The following is a 20,594-nucleotide window of genomic DNA, read 5'->3' on the forward strand; positions in this document are numbered from 1 at the left end:
GCTCGCCAGAGTCGCATTCGCCTTGATGAAAACTCAAGGCGAGTACATCAGCAGAAGGACATAAAGGCATTGCCCTAAACCATAGAATCTCCTACAAGTACTCCGTTCACCGGCCGCTCGCGCCCCTTTGCAGTCCAAAGAGATGAATTCAAGCCAGAAAACACGGGTAGGCATCTAACAGGATGCGCTGCCTTTGGCGCATCCCTGCTCATTGTTTAGTCGTTGCGTGCGCCGCCAAACGCGGCGCAGCCGCGCATCAGCTTGCCATTGAGGCGCAGTTGGGCGCTCATGTGTTGCACCGCGCCGCTCATGCTGTCCACGCAGCGCTGCGGCGCCAGCCACAACTCCACACGCTCTCCGTTGGCTTCGCTGGTCAGGTTGATGCGCCCCTCGGGCAGCTGTTCTTCCATATAAGGCAACGCAACAGGCTCGCGGTCCGGAGCGCTGAGTACCATGCCCTGGTTACTCACCGTCACGCTCCAGAACGGCTCCTGGCCGGCGGCGCGCACCAGCGTGCGTTTGAAGTTCGGATCGTCGCAGCCATGGCCTTCGGGTTGCAGGCGGTACACGCGCCCGACCTGCATCGCACCATCGGCACCACTGATCGGCGTCGCGCCCATGCTGCCGCGCAGGTCGGCGAACAGCGCCGAGTGGCCATTGCCGAGCAGCTCGTTGGCATCCTGAATCAGCGTCGTGCTGCCCTCGCTGATTGCGAAGCGGCGCGGGTCCTGGCATGGCTTGAGCCACAGCTGGCCGTTCTCGCGGGTCAGTTCGCCCTGCAGGCGCGTCTGGGCTTTTTCCGCCTCGACGGGTTTGCTCTTGTACACCTGGCAACCGGCAAACAGGGGCAACAGGGTGAATACTAGGACTTTGCGGCTGATGTGCATGGGGCTCTCCGTCTGGCGAGCGGCCACGTTACCGAGGCCGCCGGGCAATCTCAAGGAGGGCCTGTAATGATTCGCTGCAAGCGCGTGTAAGAGCCCTTTGAAGAGGCTGACGGCTACCGGGTACTGGTCGACCGGCTGTGGCCATGGGGCATGCCCAAGGATCAGCTGCATCATGACCAATGGCTGCGTGAAGTGGCGCCATGCGCGGCGAGAGCGGGCGATTGCGAACCGGTGGGAGCGGCTCTAGCCGCGAGCTCTTTATGCCCAGCCAGGAACAATCGAGACTAAAGCTTCTGCCACGAAACAGGCGGCTGCTTCTGCTTTATCGCAGTCGATTCATTTGCCACAAACTCTCAGAAACCCAAAGAATCGTTAACGAGTCTCGACGCCAATGGGGCGCATAAAGCTGCGCTCGTAGCTGAGGATGCAGCGGTTTTGCTGGGCGTAGGCGAAGGCGGCCAGGCACTCTTCATCCTGCATGGAACGCTCGCGATACTCCTCGTACGTCGCCAGGCTGGGAAAGCTGAACAGCGCCAGGGCGACGTTGTTGGCACCTTCGGACGGCAGGAAGTAGCCGTGGTGTTGGCCGCCGAACTTTTCCACCAACGGAATCCACAATTTGGCGTAGTGCTCGAACTCGGCCAACTGGTATGGGTCGATGATGTAGCGCAGGTAACAGGTGATCATGGTCTTCTCCTTGACGGAATGCCCACTCTAGCAAAGCCGCGCTGCAAGCGCTTGTGCAACGAGATTGGGACCGCCGTGCGCCATTACCCCTAATCACGGCAGGTCGGACCCTGCCTCGGTGGCCGCTTTGCAAGCAGCTGCCTCATGCATCAGGACCCCTACGCATGAAGAAAAAACTTCTTTTGCTCGCGACCACCAGCATGTTGCTGGCTGGCGCTTGGACGTTCGCGGCGTGGACTGCTGGCGAGCGCCTGCAGGCTACCTTGCAGCAAGCGGTGGAGCGTGCCAACCAGCGTGGTGATGCCAAGGTCGTGCTCACGCGCTATGACCGTGCCTTGTTCGAAACGGCTGAAACAATCGTACAGGCGAGTCCCAGAGGCGCTCTGGCTACTCCCGCGGACAGAGACCTCATGGCAAAAGAGCTGATTCGCTCCTGGCTCAAACCTCCCATGGCTGTTGGGCTCGCCTGGTTTGGGCGAGAAACGTTGGAAAGCAAGCTGAGGTTTGGCGCCGATAAGAAACTGTACGTCAACGGACACCTGCTGCCAGAGGACGATGACGTGCGTGCAGTCATGTGGCTGATCGGGCTGTTGCCATCGGTAGATGTCGTGCAGAAGTGATCCAGGCTGGCCACAGCTCAGGCACTGAGCAGGCGTTCCAGTAGCCAGGCCGCGGCCGGGCCCAGTGTCCGGCCGCGGGACCAGACCACATCGACCGGTAGCTGCTTGGGCCAGCCGTTGACCTTCAGCTCATGCAGGCTGTCACCGCCGTGGCTCACCACCAGTTGGCGGGGCAAGGCGGCCCAGCCGAACCCCAGCACCGCCATTTCCAGCAGTAACAGATAATCTGGCGCCGACCAGCAGCGGCCGCCGCTGCCCGGCAGGTCGTCCAGTTCGCCGTGGTGATCGGCCAGGCTGCTCAGGCGCAACACGCGCCAGTGTGCCAGGTCTTCCAGGCGTACGCGGGCCAGCTGGCTCAGTGGGTGCCCCTTGACCACGAACAGCCCGAAATCCGCCGCATCCGCCAGGCTGGCGTGGGCCAACTCGGGTGGGTAGACCGCCCGCGCGGCGAGCAGGCCCAGGTGCGCACGGCCCTGGCCGACCAGCTCCAGCACGTCGGCGTGCTCGGCGAAGAAACACTCGAATTCCAGGTCCGGATAGCGTTCATCGAGCTCCGCCAGGCGCGCCTGATAGCGGCTAGCCTGGTACGCATCGGACAGCACCAGGGTCAGCTTGGGCTCCAGACCCGAGGCGAGTTGGCTGGCCTGACGTTGCAGGCGGTCGGAGGCGGCCAGCACGTCCTCGACATGGCTCAGCAGGCTGCCACCGGCTTCGGTCAGGGTCAGTTGGCGGGCACCGCGCTCGAACAGGGTGACATCCAGCTCCATTTCCAGCCGGGAGACCGCCTCGCTGATGGTCGACTGGCTTTTGCCCAGGCGCCGGGCGGCGGCGCTGAACGAGCCGGTCGCGGCGGCCTGTGCGAAGGCGTGGAGTGATTCGGGAGATAAGTTCATATCGGTTAGGCCGATGGCAGTTAACTTTGGTCTGGCAGTTTTGCCGATGATAATAGCGCCATCACCATCCCCTTGGGAGCCTGACATGAGTCAATCCAACGCCGTCGCGGTGCGCTCCATGAAAGAGCGCGTGCTGCACGCCACTCTATTCGAACTGATCGCGCTGTTTATCTGTGCACCCGTACTGGCCTGGGCGCTGGACAAACCGTTGGCGCATACCAGTGTGCTGACCCTGATGTTCTCGGCGGTAGCCATGCTGTGGAACATGATCTTCAACGTGCTGTTCGATGCAGCGCAGCGACGCATGGGCTTCAAGCGTGGGCTGTGGGCGCGAATTAGCCATTCCATGCTGTTCGAGGGCGGTCTGGTGCTGGTGCTGGTGCCGCTGGCGGCCTGGTGGCTGTCGGTCAGCCTGGTCACTGCTTTCCTGATGGATATCGGCCTGATCCTGTTCTTTCTGCCGTATGCCTTTCTCTACAACCTGGCCTACGACAAGCTGCGCGAACGCTATGTCGACCGCCGCCAGGCTCGCACCCTGGCATGCTCCTGAGACGCGAGCGCATGGAACCGTCAGGCCCGACCGACTTGTGGGCGCCTGGCGGCTCCCTCTAAGCTGCGCGGTTTTCAGGCACTCGAAGAGTCGGCATGCCCACGCAAAGCATCATCGTTCCGCGCATCTCCAGCTTTCCCGGTCACGAGCGCAAGGCCCAGCAGATTCTGCGCTGGTTGGCCAAGCGCGATATCGTCGAGGCGCTGCCGACCACTTGTGGGCGCAGCGGCATGGCCTACGCGATCGCGCCGGGGGCGAGCAGGGTGGTGGAGTCTGCCGAGCGGCTGCCGTTCTGTCTGCCGATCAACGGATTGGAAGTCATCTACCGGCGCTGCATCTATACGCCCACCGACGATTTTCTGGAGGAAGCCGGTTGCCCCGAGTGCCGGCAGGAAATTGGCGAGGCGCTGTTCGAAAGCCTGGATGAATGGATGCCCGGCGAAACCGACAACTTCACCTGCCCACTGTGTGGACATGAAGACGACATCAACGGCTTTCTGTTCCTGCAGCCCTGCGCGTTTTCCAACCTTGGCTTCATCTTCAATGGCTGGACGCAAGCGCGCTTCACGGCAGGCTTTCTCGAAGAGTTTGCCGAGCGACTGGGCTATCCGGTTGCGGTGGTTGAAGCGTGAAAGCGACGCGGACGCGACATCGATTGGGACGCCGCCGGGTAAAGGGGAGCTCTTCCTTGAGCCTGAGAGTATTCAGGCTGCACGAATGGGCTTCGGTTCCCCGTTCGCCGAGAATCATTTCCGTTAATCGCCGAACGGTCGATCATCATTCTTTACATTGAGTGACAAGGGCTGACTCGGTATAATGGCGCGCTTCCAATTTTCCCGCCTGGGAGCCCCCGCCATGCTGCGTATCAGTCAAGAAGCCCTTACCTTCGACGACGTTCTTCTCATTCCCGGTTTCTCCGACGTTCTGCCGAAGGACGTAAGCCTCAAGACTCGCCTTACCCGCGGCATCGAGCTGAATATCCCGCTGCTTTCCGCGGCCATGGATACCGTCACCGAAGCCCGACTGGCCATCGCCATGGCGCAGGAAGGTGGCATCGGCATCATCCACAAGAACATGACCATCGACCAGCAGGCTGCCGAGGTTCGCAAGGTCAAGAAGTTCGAATCCGGCGTGGTCAAGGACCCGATCACCATCGAGGCCGACGCCACCGTGCGTGATCTGTTCGAGCTGACCCGACAGAACAACATCTCCGGCGTGCCGGTGCTGAGCAACGGCGACCTGGTCGGTATCGTCACCTCCCGTGACGTACGCTTCGAGACCCGTCTGGATGCCACCGTCCGTGAAGTGATGACGCCCAAAGAGCGCCTCGTCACCGTCAAGGAAGGCGCTGCCAAGGATGCCGTTCGCGAAGTGCTGCACAAGCACCGTATCGAGAAAGTGCTGATCGTTGACGATGCCTTCAACCTCAAGGGCATGATGACCGTCAAGGACATCGAAAAGGCCAAGGCCTACCCGCTGGCCAGCAAGGATGACCAGGGTCGTCTGCGCGTTGGTGCAGCGGTCGGTACCGGCGCCGACACCGGTGACCGTGTTGCCGCCCTGGCCAATGCCGGCGTTGACGTGATCATCGTTGATACCGCCCACGGCCACTCCAAGGGCGTGATCGAGCGCGTGCGCTGGGTCAAACAGAACTTCCCGGAGATCCAGGTGATCGGCGGCAACATCGCCACCGGCGCTGCCGCTCTGGCCCTGGCCGAAGCTGGCGCTGACGCGGTCAAGGTCGGCATTGGCCCAGGCTCGATCTGCACCACCCGTATTGTTGCCGGTGTTGGCGTGCCGCAAATCTCCGCCGTAGCCAATGTCGCCGCCGCACTGGAGGGTACCGGTATCCCGCTGATTGCTGACGGCGGCATCCGTTTCTCTGGTGACCTGTCCAAGGCCATCGTTGCTGGCGCCTCCGCCGTGATGATCGGCTCCATGCTGGCCGGCACCGAAGAAGCGCCGGGCGAGATCGAACTGTTCCAGGGGCGTTCCTACAAGGCCTACCGCGGCATGGGTTCTCTGGGCGCCATGTCCCAGGCCCAGGGTTCTTCGGATCGCTACTTCCAGGACTCCTCGGCCGGTGCCGAGAAGCTGGTGCCGGAAGGCATCGAAGGCCGTGTGGCCTATAAAGGCGCCATGGGCTCCATCGTTCATCAGCTGATGGGCGGCCTGCGTGCCTCCATGGGTTACACCGGTTGCGCGACCATCGACGAGATGCGCACCAAGCCCGAGTTCGTGCGTATCACTGGTGCCGGCATGGCCGAATCCCACGTCCACGACGTGCAGATCACCAAAGAAGCGCCGAATTACCGGGTAGGTTAATTCCCAGCATCATCTTTCAACGGGGCTGTATCGACAGCCCCGCGTTGTTTCTGCTTCCACTGACGAGAACAGAGTCATGGCCCTCGACATTCACGCTCACCGTATCCTGATCCTCGACTTCGGTTCCCAGTACACCCAGCTGATCGCCCGCCGCGTGCGCGAGATCGGCGTGTTCTGCGAACTGCATCCCTGGGACATGTCCGACGAGGACATCCGTGCCTTCGCCCCGCGCGGCATCATTCTCGCCGGCGGCCCGGAATCGGTTCACGAAGCCAACAGCCCGCGCGCGCGCCAGGCCGTGTTCGACCTCGGCGTACCGCTGCTGGGCATCTGCTACGGCATGCAGACCATGGCCGAGCAACTGGGCGGCAAGGTCGAAGGTTCCGATCTGCGCGAATTCGGTTATGCCCGCGTCGATGTGGTCGGCAAGAGCAAACTGCTCGACGGCATCGAAGACCATGTCGATGCCGACGGCGTGCTGGGCCTGGACGTGTGGATGAGCCACGGCGACAAGGTCACCCAACTGCCGGGCCAGTTCAACGTGCTGGCCAGCACCCCGAGCTGCCCGATCGCCGGCATGTTCGACGACGCCCGCGGTTACTACGGCGTGCAGTTCCACCCGGAAGTGACCCATACCAAGCAGGGCGGTCGCATCCTGTCGCGTTTCGTGGAAGAGATCTGCGGCTGCGAAGCCCTGTGGACGCCGTCCAACATTGTCGAAGACGCCATCGCCCAGGTGCGTGAGCAGGTCGGCGATGCCAACGTGCTGCTGGGCCTGTCCGGCGGTGTCGACAGCTCCGTGGTCGCCGCGCTGCTGCACAAGGCCATCGGCGATCAGCTGACCTGCGTATTCGTCGACAACGGCCTGCTGCGCCTACACGAAGGCGATCAGGTGATGGCCATGTTCAAGGAGAACATGGGCGTCAAGGTGATCCGCGCCGACGCCGAGAAGCAGTTCCTCGACAACCTGGCCGGCGAAGCCGACCCGGAGAAGAAGCGCAAGATCATCGGCCGCACCTTCATCGACGTGTTCGATGCCGAGGCCAGCAAGCTGCCGAACATCAAGTTCCTCGCCCAGGGCACCATCTACCCGGACGTGATCGAATCGGCTGGCGCCAAGAGTGGCAAGGCCCACGTGATCAAGTCACACCACAACGTCGGCGGCCTGCCGGAGGAAATGAACCTCAAGCTGGTCGAGCCACTGCGTGAACTGTTCAAGGACGAAGTGCGCAAGATCGGCCTGGAACTGGGTCTGCCCTACGACATGGTCTACCGCCACCCATTCCCGGGCCCGGGGCTGGGCGTGCGCATCCTCGGCGAAGTGAAGAAGGAGTACGCCGACGTCCTGCGCCGCGCCGACCACATCTTCATCGAAGAGCTGCGCAAAGCCGACTGGTACCACAAGACCAGCCAAGCCTTCGTGGTATTCCAGCCGGTCAAATCGGTGGGCGTGGTCGGTGACGGCCGTCGCTACGCCTGGGTCGTCGCCCTGCGCGCCGTGGAAACCGTGGACTTCATGACCGCTCGCTGGGCGCACCTGCCCTACGAGCTGCTGGAAACCGTCAGCGGTCGGATCATCAACGAAATCGACGGCATCTCCCGCGTCACCTACGACGTATCGAGCAAGCCGCCAGCGACCATCGAGTGGGAATGATCCCGCGTCCGGCGTAAGTCGGTAGTCAGTGGTCAGGAAAACCAAAAGCCCGCGTAATTGCGGGCTTTTGGTTTTTGGGGGGGGCTGGCAAGTCCAGATAGCGTGCTGCATCGCCAAGCGTGGTAGGGGGCGTGAGCTACGGCAAGCCATCGCGATGATTGGCCAGTGCCTTGGAGGCATTGCAGAGAGAGCCTGTGGATACAGAGGATCAGGGCTCAGCTGTGTAGCGACATATAGGACAGCAAACGGTCGTTTTCCTTTTTCACCACGGCATAGCATTCGCAGCTCATTTGTTCGAGCTGCTTGCGGTTGAGCACCGTGATGTGGCCGCGGCTGTATTCGATCACGCCTTGGCGCTGCAGTTTGCCGGCGGCTTCGGTAACGCCTTCGCGGCGTACGCCGAGCATGTTGGCAATCAATTCCTGGGTCATGGTCAGTTGGTTACCGGGCAGGCGATCGAGTGACAACAACAGCCAGCGGCATAGCTGCTGGTCAATCGAATGATGGCGGTTACACACCGCGGTCTGCGACATCTGGGTGATCAGGGCCTGGGTGTAGCGCAGCATCAGCACCAGAAGCTCGCCATGGCGATTGAATTCTTCCTTCAGGCGCGGTGCCAGCAGGCGATAGGCATAGCCACCACTTTGCACCACCGCACGGCTTGGGGTGCTCTCACCGCCCATGAATAGCGAGATGCCCACCAGCCCTTCGTTACCGACCACGGCAATTTCCCCGCAGGCACCATTTTCCATGACATTGAGCAGGGAGACGATGGAATCGGTGGGGAAATACACATGACGCACGGATTCCCCGGACTCATAGAGCACTTGCCCGAGCGGCAGGGAGACGTGCTCCAGGTGTGAAAAGAGCCTCTGCTGGACTTCGCCAGGCAAAGCAGCCAACAAGTGGTTCTGCTGCGGCATGTAGTCGTCGGGCATGGAATCCCTTGGCAATTTATTCTAATGAACCCTTCACTATACGCTTCGCAAACGCCTGGCTCGGTTCGTTGCCGCACATAGTCGTCCAGGTGCCTTGCCGCAGGCTGTCGATGCTGATCAGATCCTGGCCCCTGTCGAACAAGCGCTGATAACACTTGAGCTGGTTTGGTGAGGCGTGAATGTGGGTGATGGTCGCCGAGTCGTCCGGGCGGACGTCGCGACGAGTGACCCGGATGATGTTGCCCGAACTCTGTGCGACGACGAAGTAGGCAGCGAGCATGGCGATCTCCTGGGCAGGTTGCCGGTCAGGTAGTGCGGTGCCGCTCGAAGAAACTCACGACCTGCTTGCGTGCTTCATCGTGCGTCATGTCGCAGCGGCTGTGGACCAGCGTGGTGAGCTTGTCCAGATCGCCGCCAGACTTGAGCAGTTCGTTGCGCGTGAGTTCGTGCCAGATGATATGCGCCGGCCCTACCAACCGCTTCCATTTCCCTTCGATGATCGTGCTCAATGGTCTGTCCATGGTCGTTCCTCGTGCCTTATCGCGTTAGGGGCCTGCTGTGAGTGTCCATCCAGCGCCCGTCGTGTGCCAGGATCTGGTCTGGCCATTGAATCTCTACCCGATGCTCCACGCCGTCATCGATCAAGGTAATGCTGTCGCCCTGCAGCAGTGTGCCATCCAGGTGCACGGTCGCATCGCCTGACGCCTTACAAAACAGGACGATTCGGTAGGTCGCGGAGCCAAAGCGGTAGCGCAGGCTGAATCCGCGCCAGCCCGCCGGCAGTACCGGCTGCATGCGCAACTGCGTACCGCTGCGCTGCAGACCGAGCAGTGACTCGACGATCAGCCGGTACATCCAACCGGCCGAGCCGGTGTACCAGCTCCACCCGCCACGGCCTTCATGCGGCGGCATGCCGTAGACATCGGCGGCCACCACATAGGGCTCGACCTTGTAAGTGGCGATGGTTACGGCGCTGTTGCCGTGGCTGACCGGGTTGATCAGGTGCAGCAGCTCCCACGCCCGGGCGCTGTCGCCCAGTTCGGCGAAGGCCATGCTTGCCCACACCGCCGCGTGGGTGTACTGGCCGCCATTCTCGCGCACGCCGGGCACATAGCCCTTGATGTAGCCGGGGTCGAGCACGCCTTGGTCGAACGGTGGCGCAAGCAGCTGTACCAGGCCGATGTCGCGGCGCAGCAGATGCCGTTCCAGTGAGTCCATGGCAGTGCGTCGGCGCCCGTCGGGAGCCGCGCCGGAAAGCACCGACCAGCTCTGGGCGATGGAGTCGATGCGGCACTCGTCGTTGCCCGTCGAGCCCAAAGGCGTGCCATCGTCGAAATAGGCGCGGCGATACCAGTCGCCATCCCAGGCGTGGGCGTCGAGGCTCAGCCTCAAGGCATCGGCCTGTTCGTCGCAGCGCCTGGCGAACTCGGCGTCACCGTTGAGCAATGCGGTGGTGGCGAAGCGACGCAGCACGTCGTAGCCGAAGAAACCCAGCCACACGCTTTCGCCTTTGCCCCCTTCGCCGACGCGGTTCATTCCGTCATTCCAATCGGCATGGCCCATCAGCGGCAGGCCGTGAGCGCCCCGTGCCAGGCTGTGTTCGATGGCCCTGACGCAATGCTGGTAAAGGGTTTCGCGCAGGGGAGAATGGTTCGGCAGGTCGTAATAGGATTCCTCGCCGCTGTTTAGCAAGCGGCCTTCCAGGTAACCCACGGTTTCCGCGAGCACACTGTGATCGCCGCTGACCTGCACATAGCGGCTGGTCGCCTGGGCCAGCCACAGGTAGTCGTCGGAGCAGCCGGTACGCACACCACGATCCAGCGGCGGGTGCCACCAATGCTGCACATCACCCTCGACGAACTGGTGGGCGGCGCACAGCAGCAGGTGCTGACGAACCGCAGCCGGATCGGCATGCAGCATGGCCATGCTGTCCTGCAATTGATCACGAAAGCCGAAGGCGCCGCCGGACTGGTAATAACCGCTGCGAGCCCAGAAGCGGCAGGCGATTACCTGATACATCAGCCAGCCATTGACCAGCACATCCACGGCCGGCTCCGGGGTTTCGATCTGAACCTTGCCCAAGGTGTCCTGCCAATGGTCGCGTACTCGCTCCAGCTCGGCCTTGGCGACGTTGCTGCCGCGCATGCGCTGCACCAGACGCGAGGCGGTCCTGGCATCCTGCGCAGCCCCCAGTCGGAAGGTCACGCTGCGTTGCTCGTCGGCAGCCAGCTGCAGATCGACGCGCAACGCAGCGCACGGGTCGAGCCCCGGCCCGCTGCGCCCTGACAGGTGCGGCTGCGCCATGGCTGCAGGAGCGCTCAGGTTGCCGTTACGGCCGATGAAATCGCAGCGGCCGGCGGTGCTGCTGGCCAGCGGTGCATCGACATCGAAGAAAGCCACACGGCCAGGGAATTCGATGGAGTAGGCATTGCGCGCGAACAGTGCACCACTGTTCGGATCAGCCTCGCTGACCACATGCATGGCCGATTTTTCCCGCAGATCACCCAGTACCCAGGCCACGTAGCCGGTGACCGACAGGCGCCGTGCTCGGCCGGAGACATTGTGGATTTTCAGGTGCGAGAACTTCACCGGATCCTGCAGCGATACGTAGACCCACAGCTCGCTGCGGATCCCGCCCTCCTCGTGCTCGAAGACGCTGTAGCCGAAACCGTGGCGGGTCACGTATGCGCCCTTGCCGGGGCGCGGCAGTGGGGTTGGCGACCAGTAATGGCCGCTGTCTTCATCGCGCAGGTAGATGGCCTCGTCGCCCGGGTCGCTGACCGGATCGTTACGCCACGGTGTAAGGCGGAATTCGTGGGCGTTTTCATGCCAGGTGTAGGCGCTGCCACTTTCGGAAATGACGCTGCCGAAGTTCGGGTTGGCCAGCACGTTGACCCAGGGTGCCGGCGTGGGCTGACCGGCTCGGCAATGAATGACGTACTCCTTGCCGTCGGCGCTGAAACCACCATGAGGGTTGCTGAGAATCAGCGACGAATCAGCCACTGCAACCGCTACGGCCGGTACCGGCCTGGGCAGCAGGCTGGCATCGAAGGCCGGCAGAGCGGGCTCTGCACGGCGCCGATGAATCTGTTCGGCAAGGCTGCCGCGCTCATCGCTGAGCACCAGGTGGGCTACGGCCAGCATTAGCACGCGGTCTTCGTTGGAAAGTTGCTGGGCGGGGCGCACAAAAATGCCGCCAGGCCTGTCCAGCAGATGCGCCTCGCTGCCCGAGGCGACCAGGCCCATGATCACGTCCTGCAGATCCTGGCGGTAACCGGCCTGGTCTTCGTTCCAGATCACCAGGTCGACGATCATGCCCTTGTGCCGCCAATAGGCGTGGGCCTGTACCAGTTGGCGCACCAGGTCGATATGCGCGGTCGCGGAAATCTGCAGCAGCACGATGGGCAGGTCGCCGGAAATCGCCTGGCCCCACAGGCCGCTCTGGTTGCGCTGGTTGGCCGCCAGAACGCTTGGAGCAGCGCGCAGCGAAGGGTTGGTATAGATGATCGACGCAGCCATCTGCTCGAACAGGCGGGCATCGGCATGGGAGGTGTTGAGTTGGCGCAGCAGCACCTGGCTGTGGGTCCAGGCCAGGTCGAAGACACGGTCGGCCAGGTGCCGATCACGGTACTTGTTGATCAGCTGCAGGCAACCGTCACGGCTGTCACTGACGCCTGTTACCAGGTCGATGGTGGCGGTCTGGCCTGGATCCAGGGTGATCCGACAGCGGATCGCCACGATGGGGTCGAGTACCGCCCCGGCCGTGCCGGACAGCGTCTCGGTGTCCATCGCCGCAGGGTGTGTCAGGTTGCGCCCGCGACCGATAAAGCGGGCCCGGTCGGTTTCATAGGAGATCGCCGTGATGTCCACCTCATGCGCCGCCAGCAGATGGCAGAGCCACGGCACCTTCTCTTCGCTGGAACGGGGCCGCCGGCTGCACAGGATCGCCTGCAATGGAGTGAGCAATTCACTCTGTACGAACAGTTTGCTGAAGGCAGGATGCAGGGCGTCGCTGAGGGCCGGAGCCAGGACCACCTCTGCGTAGCTGGTGAGTTCCAGGGTGCGACGCTGCGCACCTCGGTTGCTGATATGCAGGCGCCGCAGTTCGATGTCGTCCTCAGGGGAAACGACGATCTCGGTGTGGGCATCGAAGTCCCGTTCTCGCACGCGAAATTCGGCTCGGGCGTCGGTGAAGATCGCTTCGAAGCTTTGTGTCGCACGCAAGGTCGGCTGGTGCGCCGAGGACCAGAAATCACCGCTGTCGACGTCACGCAGGTAGCAGAAGGTACCGGTGTTGTCGCAGGTAATGTCCTCGTGCCAACGGGTGACCGCCATATCGTCGCACCGGCTGTAGCCACCGCCGGCATTGCTGATCATCACGTGGTAACGGCCGTTGGAAAGCAGTTGCACGGCCGGATGCCGGCGCCCCGGATCGGTGTAGACCCGCAGCTTGTTCTCGTTTACCCGGGCGACCTTGCCTTCCAGCGACGCATTGGCGGTGTGCAGGTACTGCGCGGCGCTTTTCGGCACCCGCTCCTGCAGCAGCAGGGCGGTGGCCTGGAATTGCGGATCGGCCTCGAAGCGGCGTTGCATAGGGCGACCCTGCAGCACATGGGTCAGCGACAGCAGGCTCATGCCCTGATGGTGGGCCATGAAGGACTGAATAACGGTCGCGCTCTGCCCCGGTGGCAGTCGGGCGCTGGTGAAGTCGATGGCTTCGTACAGACCGTATCGGCCTGCCATGCCCATGTCGGCCAGGCGCTGGAGATTCTTGCAGGCCACCTCGGGGGCGACCATCAGGGCCAATACCGAAGCATAAGGCGCCATCACCACGTCTTCGCCAAGCCCGCGTTTGAGACCCAGGCCGGGCACGCCGAAGGCTCGGTACTGATAGTTCAGTTGTGCGTCCAGGGTGCTGTAGCCGGACTCGGATACGCCCCACGGCAGGCCCAGTTGCTGGCCGTATTCGATCTGCCGCACGACCGCGGCGCGACAGGTCTGGTCGAGCAGGGTGTCGGCATAGCTGGGCATGATCAACATTGGCATCAGGTACTCGAACATCGAGCCGGTCCAGGACAACAGCACGGGAACCCCGCCATTGCTGGTCAACAAACGGCCCAGGGTGAACCAGCTTTCCTGAGGAAGCTGCCCCTGGGCGATGACCACGTAATTGGTCAGCCGCGCTTCCGAGGCCAGCAGGTCGTAGTAGGCGCCATCCAGACGCTGGTCATCGGCGTTGTAACCAATGGCCAGCAGTTCGCGTTGCGCGTCGTACAGGAAGGTGAAGTCCATGTCCGCCAGCTCGGCCGCCAGATCCGCCAGGCGCAGCGCCGTGGCGATGCGTTCGCTGGCGTGGGCGATCACAGCGCGTACCTGGGCCTGCTCGGCAGTCGGCCATTGCGCTGCATCGAGCTGCGCCAGCTCATGCCAGCTGCCCGAGGCTGGAGGGTCGCCGGGCAGGGTCAGGCAAGCCAGTTCGTCATGCAGATCCTGGCAATGGGCGAGCAGTGCCTGGCGCCAGTAATCGGCCTCGACAGCCGCTGACAGAGTGGATCGCAGCCCCTGGGCCAGAGCGATCAGGCGCTGCAGGACGGCGCTGATATCAGACAGGCTCTCGGCTTCGAGAGCCGGTGCCGGGGCAAGTTCGCCGAAGGCTTCATCGAGCAAGTGCTCGTCCAGGCCGCCGGCCAGCAGTGCTTCATGCAGCACGCCAAGGCTGTCGGCCACGCCTCGGCGCCAGTTCGCGCTGAGCAATGCTGCGTTCGGCAACTCGTACAGGCCTGGCCGCAACGTCAGTAGCAGGCCGGCCAGGTTGCCGCTGTCTACGGTGGAAACGTAGCGTGGCGGCAGCGGTTGCAGCGTCTGGGTGTCGTACCAGTTGTAGAAGTGGCGGCGATGGCGCTCCAGCCGCGACATGCTGGTCAGGGCGTTATCCAGCCGCGCGAGCAGGCGGCCGCCACTGAGATAGGCGAAGTCGTGAGCGGCCAGGTGCGACAGCAACGCCATGCCCATGTTGGTCGGCGATGTTCGGTGGGCGGTCACCGCCGTTGGCCGCTCCTGAATGTTGTCCGGTGGCAGCCAGTTGTCCGCAGGGCCCACATGATCGTCGAAGAAGGCCCAGGTCCTGCGCGCCAGGCGACGTAGAAACTGCTGATCCTCGAGCGATGGTGCATAGGCGACATAGACCGCCGTCCTGCTCAGCCAGAAGGCGATGGCAGGCGCCAGCAGCCAGGCCAGCAGGAAGGGCATGGCGATGGCCAGCACCACGGGCTGACCAGACAGCAGTACGGCGGCGGCGACCGCCAGCAGCGGCGCGACCCACATCAGCCGGTACAAGCCCGGCAGGTCGTTGCGACTGCTGCGCTCCACTTCTCGCGAAGGGTTCCATTGCAGCAGGCGGCGCTGGCTGATCGTCATGCGCCACAGGGTACGAGCGATCGCATCCAGGCTGCTGAAGGCTTCGAAGGGCAGCCACGCCAAAGTCAGCAACGCACGAGTGAAGTCCTGGGCCGCATCGCGAAGGGTGGCCTTCAGGTGCTGACCGAGGTTGATGTCGTGGGCTTTGTGCAGCAACGCCAACAGGGTACTGATCAGTGGCTGGGCGATGATCAGCAGGAACACACCCAGGCTCCACAGCAGTGGCTGGGTGGTGGCGAACCAGCCCCACAGCAGCATGCACAGAAAGGCCGCCGGCTCCAGGCTGCGGCGCAGGTTATCGACGATCTTCCAGCAGGCCAGATCGGTCAGACGGTTGCGCTCCAGGCCGCCGCCGGATTTCGGTGTCCAGGGCATCAGCCAGGGCAACAGCTGCCAGTCTCCGCGAATCCAGCGATGCCGGCGCTTGGCATTGGCGCTGTAGCGCGCCGGGTGTTCCTCGTACAGCTGTACGTCGCTGATCAGCCCAGAGCGGGCGTAACAGCCCTCGATCAGGTCGTGACTGAGAATGCAGTTGTCGGGAAAGCAGCCCTGCAGCGCCTTCTCGAAAGCGTCCACGGCGTAGATACCCTTGCCGATGAACGAGCCGTTGCCGAACAGATCCTGGTACACGTCGGATACAGAACGGGTGTAAGGGTCCACCCCCGCATCGCTGCCAAACAGTTGCGCGTAAGTGGAGCGGGCGATGCTCGGCAGGCTGATGCCCACACGGGGTTGCAGGATGGCGTAGCCACTGACGATGCGGCGTTGCTGCGCATCGAAGCGGGCCTGGTTGAGCGGATGGCAGATGGCGCCGAGGAACTGCCGGGCCACATCGCGTGGCAGTTGGGTGTCGGTGTCCAGGGCGATGACGTAGTTGACCTCCGGCAGCGCGGCGATATCGCCGACGATCAGGGAAAACCGGTCCTGGCCATGACCACGCAACAGCGCATTGAGCTCGGCGATCTTGCCGCGCTTGCGCTCATGGCCCATCCAGCGTTGTTCGGTGGCGTTCCAGCGTCGTGGGCGATGCAGCAGGAAGAAGCGCGACGCGCCAGTTTCGGGGTATTTCAGATTCAGCGCATCGACCGCCAGGCTGGCCTGTTGCAGCAAGGGCGCATCGCCGTCTAGCACCTCGCTCTGGGCATCCATGAAATCGGTGAGCAGGGCGAAATGCAGGTTGGCATCACGGTTGGCGAGAAACCGTATCTCCAGGCCGTCCACCAGCTCTTCAACATCCTGAGCGCTGCCGATCAGCGTCGGCACTACCACCAGCGTACGCGCTTGGGGGGGAATGCCGGCGCTGTAATCGAGGCGCGGCAGGATGTCTGCTGGCAGGCTGAGGGTGACCAGACGGTTGACCAACGCGATGGCCAGGTGGCTGGTCATCACCAGCGTCGGCACGCTGAGTAGCAGCAATGCCCATGGGCCCCAGCCGTCGGCGCGCAGCATGCTGTAGAAGGGCCAGGCCAGCAGAACGCTGAGCGCCACCACTGGCGTCATGAAAAACGCCAGCGGCGACTTGCGCAGCACGCGCCGGCAGCGCTCGGCTGGGGATCGCCGCGCGCCCAGTTGTTGCTCCAGATCGACCAGCCCGGGGCCCAACAGGTAGAAGCCAACGTGGCGCTTCAGCGGGTCTTCATCCGCTGCCTTATGGCACAGGGCGACGGCCGCCCGGGCGATCTCGACCTGCGAGTATCGGCAACAGCGCGCCAGACGCTCGACGACGTGGCGGTAATGGTCGCGGGTGGCGAAATCCATGCTGGGATAGACCGCAGACGGGTCTTCGCCAAGGGCGTGCTCGACGCCGCTCATGAGTTCGACGAACTCGCGCCAGTCCAGCGAAGAGAGCAGGCGCAGGCTGTTGATGCTGTTGCTGATCGACACTTGCTCTGTCGCTTGCAGCTGAGCGTCGAGGTGAATCAACCGCTCGACGCTCTGCCCGGATTCGGCCAGAGCCTGCTCGACCCAGGTCATCGGCAGTATCAGTGCTGTGCTTTGGCCTTGCAGGCGCCGCGCCAACTCGGCCACGAAAGCACTGGTCATCGGTGGCGCAGAGCGCGCCAGGTCGGCAACCAGCAGCACCACATCCTTGGCGTCGAGCTCAGCGGTTGAAACCAGCCGGTCTGCCCAGTCGTTGGCCAGGCTGCGGTCGCTCCAGCTGGCCATCACCCGGGACGCGACCCGCCGCAGGTTCTCGATCAGTGCCAAACGCAGCATGATGGGAATGCCCCATAGCTCGCCCAGCGTCAGCGGTGTGATCACTTGGTAGGCCGCTACGAAACGGCTCAGACTGTCGCTATCGACCCGGCCATCGCCATGGGCGATGGTTTCCAGGGCAATGTCGTAAACCCGTGGCAAGGTCCGTGAAGGCCCATCATCCAGGCCAGGTAGCTCGCGGCAGTAGCCTTTGGGCAGATGTTTCTGCGCCGTACGAATCTGCTCTTCGACTAGATAGAAGTTGTCCAGCAACCATTCCGCAGCAGGTGTCGCCCGCTGGTTGGAGAGCGCTGCCACGCTCATCGCCTGGCAACTGCTGGCCAGTACCGCAGCGTTTTCGGATAGACGGTGAAGAAGGGCGTCGGAGGTGGGGGCGGGGCTAAGGTGATGCTGTTGGGCCAGATGGGCACCGTGGGTAGCCATCTGTTCTGCACTGAACAGTTCCGCGCGCAGGGCCGGCTCGTACTCGAAGGTGCGTGGTGTGGGCTGCCATAACCGTTGGATTGCTCTAAGCCATTGCCTATCCATGTTTTCCTTGGGGTGCAACCTGGGGTGCGGGCAACGCTGCAGCGATAACAATCAAGCAAGTGCAGCGGGCGCCCGAAATAGGAGTGTGGCCACAACGAGTGTGAAATCCTTGCAGGAGAGCGTCTGTCTGCTGGCGCACATAGCATCAGATCTGCCACTGCGGTTGCCTCAGCCACCCTCTACTTACTCGTGCTTGTATCGGTGTCTCCAGCTGCAGGGCACCGGGTTTAACCTGCGCCTGCCCAGGCAGCGGCGTAGCGGGTTGTGCGGATCCACAAGCGACCTGGGTGCCGGGCTGTTAAGCGTGTAGCCGAGCCATAAGGCAACGCCCGCTATCGGAGCCGGGCGTGCGATGGTGCTGGAGGTGCCGTTGTCGGCTCGAATCTACGTCTGGCTGGTATCCATTCCGGCCTTGTTGCCATCGAAATCCTCGGGTTCCACGGGCGGTGCTTCGTCTGGTAGCGAGGCGGGCTCGCTTTCGGTGCCGGTGCCCGGATCCAGGTCATCGTCGTGCTCATTGCCGTGCTCTCTGCCTGGCTGCTGGGCCAGGGGCCGTCTAATCACGCTCACCGAGCCCTGTGTGGGATTTACGGCTGCAGATGCTTGGGGCGCGACATAGCCTGGGTTGCCCTGGTAGTGGGGCGTCCCATCTTTCAGATTCATGACTTTCATGACGGTGTACCTCTAGGTAGGCCAAAGAGTTGGCCTACTTCATCCGAACGGGGGCCAGGGTACGAGGTTCATGTTCAAAGATGACCGCTGGGCGGATCGTGCCGCGGCAGGCTTAGCGGCCTACTGAGTACTGCTATGGCACGATAGTTATGGGGGCGGCCGGGATTGCATGAACCAAGGTGCACAGCTGAATCAGGCAGTGTTGCCGGGGTAGGCGCGCAAGTAGCGCCGTGCCTTGGCCGCGGGTCAAACCGCCTGTGCCTTGGCCAGTTTTTCGCCTTCAAGCCAGGCACCGATTTCGCAGGCCGGCATGGGTTTGGCGAACAGGTAGCCCTGAGCCCAGGCGCAGCCGAGGGTTTTCAGGGCGTCGAGTTCGTCGGTGGTTTCCACGCCTTCGACGATGCATTCCAGCTGCATGTCCTGGCTCAGGGCAACCAGCGATTTGACGATTTTGAAACTGGCCGGGTCGAGATGGATGTCGGTGACGAAGGTTCGATCCACCTTGAGCTTGGTCAGCGACAGCGCGTGGATGTGGCTCAGGCTGGAATAGCCGGTGCCGAAGTCGTCCAGAGAGATGCCGCAATCCAGTTCGCGCAACCGGCTGATGGTCCGCTGGGTTTGCGGCAGGTCCTGGATGGCCGCGGTTTCGGTGATTTCCAGATCGAGACAGGCAGCGGGGAAGCGGCTGCCCCTGATCAGCTCGACGATCTGCTGAGCGGCGTCCTCCGAGCCACAGTCGTGGGCGGACAGGTTGAAGGACAGGCGCATGCCCGCGGGCCAGTTCGCCGCGGCCGCCAGCGCTTTGCGCAGCAAGGGCAGCGTGAGGCGATTGACCAGGCCAGCACGCTCGGCAATCGGGATGAACTCACAGGGCGGCACGCTTCCTAGCTCCGGGCTTTGCCAGCGTGCCAGTGCCTCGAAGGCGACGGTTTGCCCGGTCTGGATATCCACGATGGGCTGGAACACCACATAAAACTCGCGATCCAGATCGGCCCTGCGCAGGGCCTGCTCGGTCAGCCCTTCGCGATTGAGCTGCTGGCGATGGTCGGCGCTGAACAGGCAGACCGTGCCCGGGCGATGGCGCTTGCTCTGATACAGGGCATAGTCGGCATATTCATACACTTGCATGGCGCTGGACGCCTGGTCCGGGAAGGTCGCGATGCCCAGTGACCCACTGATCTGAATCGGGATATCTACCAGCAGGAACGGCTCGCGCAGGCTGGCGCAGATTTTCTCGCCAAAGGCCTGCAGCTGGTCGTCGCTCATGACTCGCGTGATGATCAGGGCAAACTCGTCGCCGCCCAGGCGGGCCAGGTGCACACCGTCGTCGAGTAGCCCGGCCAGGCGCTGGCCAACTTGATAGAGCAGCCTGTCGCCCACGCTATGGCCATACAGGTCGTTGACCGGCTTGAAGCCGTCCAGGTCGATCAGCCCCACGGCGAGGCGAGTCTGCTGTTCACTGGCATGTGACAGCTGCGTGTCTAAGCGAGAAAAGAACTGCCGGCGGTTGGCCAGCCCGGTCAGGCTGTCCTGATTGGCCAGGTGCAGATTTTCCTCGCTGAGTTTGGCCGTATGTGCCTGCATGTTCACCAGCCGGGTGAAGTCGGCGTACTGGGCCTTGAGGATGATCAGCATGGCGATGGACACCAGCAGCACGTCGATCGCCGTAGCCACGAAGGTGATGATGTTGGTGGAGGCAAAGAACACCACGAATGCGGTGTTCACCACGGCGGTGATGGCCAGGGCGGCTGGCAGCAGGTGCATCATGCAGAAGATGCAGCCGATGACGGTGATCGCCATATAGAAGGCGACATGGGCCTGGGTATAGCCGTCACCGTAGGGAAACAGTGCCAGCGACCAGGCGGTGAATGCCACGGCCACGAAGGGAGCGAGTATGTTGGTGCGTTTGAGCGCCGTCAGCATGTGCTCCGGGCTACGCTCCAGCTTGCGCGTGCGTATCCACTCCACCGCACGAACCACGCCGAACAGCGTCATGAGCAGTGGGCAGTAGACCACCAGCCAGCGTGGCGCGACTGCATAGTGAGTGCCGGCCAGCATCAGGGTGTTGACCAGCAGGATGAAATACATCATCGGCAATTGGCGGGCCAGCGCAATGTATTGCGCCTTGACCAGGCCGGGGTTGTCCTTGGGCACGGACATCAATGCTCTTATTGCGAGCAGTGTTTTCTTCATCGGGCGATGCTCT

The 20,594-nt window shown here is 62.9% G+C and carries 14 protein-coding genes and 1 pseudogene; 6 read left to right on the forward strand and 9 right to left on the reverse strand.

Going from position 1 to position 20,594, the window contains the following annotated elements; genetic code table 11:
- Nucleotides 1–215: 215 nt before the first annotated feature.
- Entirely contained in the window at nucleotides 216–887 is a 672-nt protein-coding gene (locus BM279_RS07750) for a COG3650 family protein (RefSeq protein ID WP_093502549.1), read from the reverse strand.
- A 66-nt stretch (nucleotides 888–953) separates the two neighbouring features.
- Here BM279_RS07750 and BM279_RS23560 point away from each other — a divergent pair.
- Nucleotides 954–1,088: pseudogene (locus tag BM279_RS23560) on the forward strand (DUF488 domain-containing protein); the annotation flags it as partial.
- A 171-nt stretch (nucleotides 1,089–1,259) separates the two neighbouring features.
- Here the strand turns inward: BM279_RS23560 and BM279_RS07760 are convergent.
- Complete coding sequence (locus BM279_RS07760; RefSeq protein WP_093502551.1) at nucleotides 1,260–1,574, reverse strand: NIPSNAP family protein; 315 nt, start codon at nucleotides 1,572–1,574, stop codon at nucleotides 1,260–1,262.
- A 164-nt stretch (nucleotides 1,575–1,738) separates the two neighbouring features.
- Here BM279_RS07760 and BM279_RS07765 point away from each other — a divergent pair, with 164 nt between their 5' ends.
- Nucleotides 1,739–2,194, forward strand: a complete 456-nt coding sequence (locus BM279_RS07765) for a DUF945 family protein (protein WP_093502553.1) — start codon at nucleotides 1,739–1,741, stop codon at nucleotides 2,192–2,194.
- Between the two features lie 17 nt (nucleotides 2,195–2,211).
- On the opposite strand, the gene BM279_RS07770 is transcribed toward BM279_RS07765, so the two are convergent.
- A complete protein-coding gene (locus BM279_RS07770; RefSeq protein ID WP_093503496.1) occupies nucleotides 2,212–3,087 on the reverse strand; it encodes a LysR family transcriptional regulator in 876 nt (291 codons plus the stop codon).
- A gap of 85 nt (nucleotides 3,088–3,172) precedes the next feature.
- Here BM279_RS07770 and BM279_RS07775 point away from each other — a divergent pair, with 85 nt between their 5' ends.
- The 4 genes from BM279_RS07775 (at nucleotide 3,173) to guaA (ending at nucleotide 7,616) form a co-directional block, all read left to right on the forward strand.
- The gene (locus BM279_RS07775; RefSeq protein WP_093502555.1) at nucleotides 3,173–3,637 is read left to right on the forward strand and encodes a multidrug/biocide efflux PACE transporter; all 465 of its coding nucleotides are present in this window, start codon (nucleotides 3,173–3,175) and stop codon (nucleotides 3,635–3,637) included.
- A 95-nt stretch (nucleotides 3,638–3,732) separates the two neighbouring features.
- Complete coding sequence (locus tag BM279_RS07780; protein WP_093502557.1) at nucleotides 3,733–4,269, forward strand: sugar ABC transporter ATPase; 537 nt, start codon at nucleotides 3,733–3,735, stop codon at nucleotides 4,267–4,269.
- A 223-nt stretch (nucleotides 4,270–4,492) separates the two neighbouring features.
- Nucleotides 4,493–5,962, forward strand: coding sequence for an IMP dehydrogenase (gene guaB, locus BM279_RS07785; protein WP_093502559.1), 1,470 nt, complete (start codon nucleotides 4,493–4,495; stop codon nucleotides 5,960–5,962).
- Nucleotides 5,963–6,038: 76 nt separating this feature from the next.
- Complete coding sequence (gene guaA, locus BM279_RS07790; protein ID WP_093502561.1) at nucleotides 6,039–7,616, forward strand: glutamine-hydrolyzing GMP synthase; 1,578 nt, start codon at nucleotides 6,039–6,041, stop codon at nucleotides 7,614–7,616.
- A gap of 215 nt (nucleotides 7,617–7,831) precedes the next feature.
- Here guaA and BM279_RS07795 read toward each other — a convergent pair whose 3' ends face one another.
- From BM279_RS07795 to BM279_RS07820, 6 genes are all read right to left on the reverse strand, one after another.
- On the reverse strand, nucleotides 7,832–8,554 hold the full coding sequence (locus tag BM279_RS07795; RefSeq protein ID WP_093502563.1) for a Crp/Fnr family transcriptional regulator: 723 nt from the start codon (nucleotides 8,552–8,554) through the stop codon (nucleotides 7,832–7,834).
- A 16-nt stretch (nucleotides 8,555–8,570) separates the two neighbouring features.
- Nucleotides 8,571–8,834, reverse strand: coding sequence for a hypothetical protein (locus BM279_RS07800; RefSeq protein ID WP_093502565.1), 264 nt, complete (start codon nucleotides 8,832–8,834; stop codon nucleotides 8,571–8,573).
- Nucleotides 8,835–8,859: 25 nt separating this feature from the next.
- The gene (locus BM279_RS07805; RefSeq protein ID WP_027910094.1) at nucleotides 8,860–9,075 is read right to left on the reverse strand and encodes a CsbD family protein; all 216 of its coding nucleotides are present in this window, start codon (nucleotides 9,073–9,075) and stop codon (nucleotides 8,860–8,862) included.
- 16 nt (nucleotides 9,076–9,091) lie between these two features.
- Nucleotides 9,092–17,716, reverse strand: coding sequence for a glycoside hydrolase family 94 protein (locus BM279_RS07810; protein WP_425272676.1), 8,625 nt, complete (start codon nucleotides 17,714–17,716; stop codon nucleotides 9,092–9,094).
- Between the two features lie 384 nt (nucleotides 17,717–18,100).
- Nucleotides 18,101–18,388, reverse strand: coding sequence for a hypothetical protein (locus BM279_RS07815; RefSeq protein WP_093502569.1), 288 nt, complete (start codon nucleotides 18,386–18,388; stop codon nucleotides 18,101–18,103).
- A 246-nt stretch (nucleotides 18,389–18,634) separates the two neighbouring features.
- Entirely contained in the window at nucleotides 18,635–20,581 is a 1,947-nt protein-coding gene (locus BM279_RS07820) for a putative bifunctional diguanylate cyclase/phosphodiesterase (protein WP_093502571.1), read from the reverse strand.
- Nucleotides 20,582–20,594 lie beyond the last annotated feature (13 nt).

The organism is Phytopseudomonas straminea (assembly GCF_900112645.1).
In the GTDB taxonomy this organism is placed as follows: Bacteria; Pseudomonadota; Gammaproteobacteria; order Pseudomonadales; family Pseudomonadaceae; genus Aquipseudomonas; species Aquipseudomonas straminea.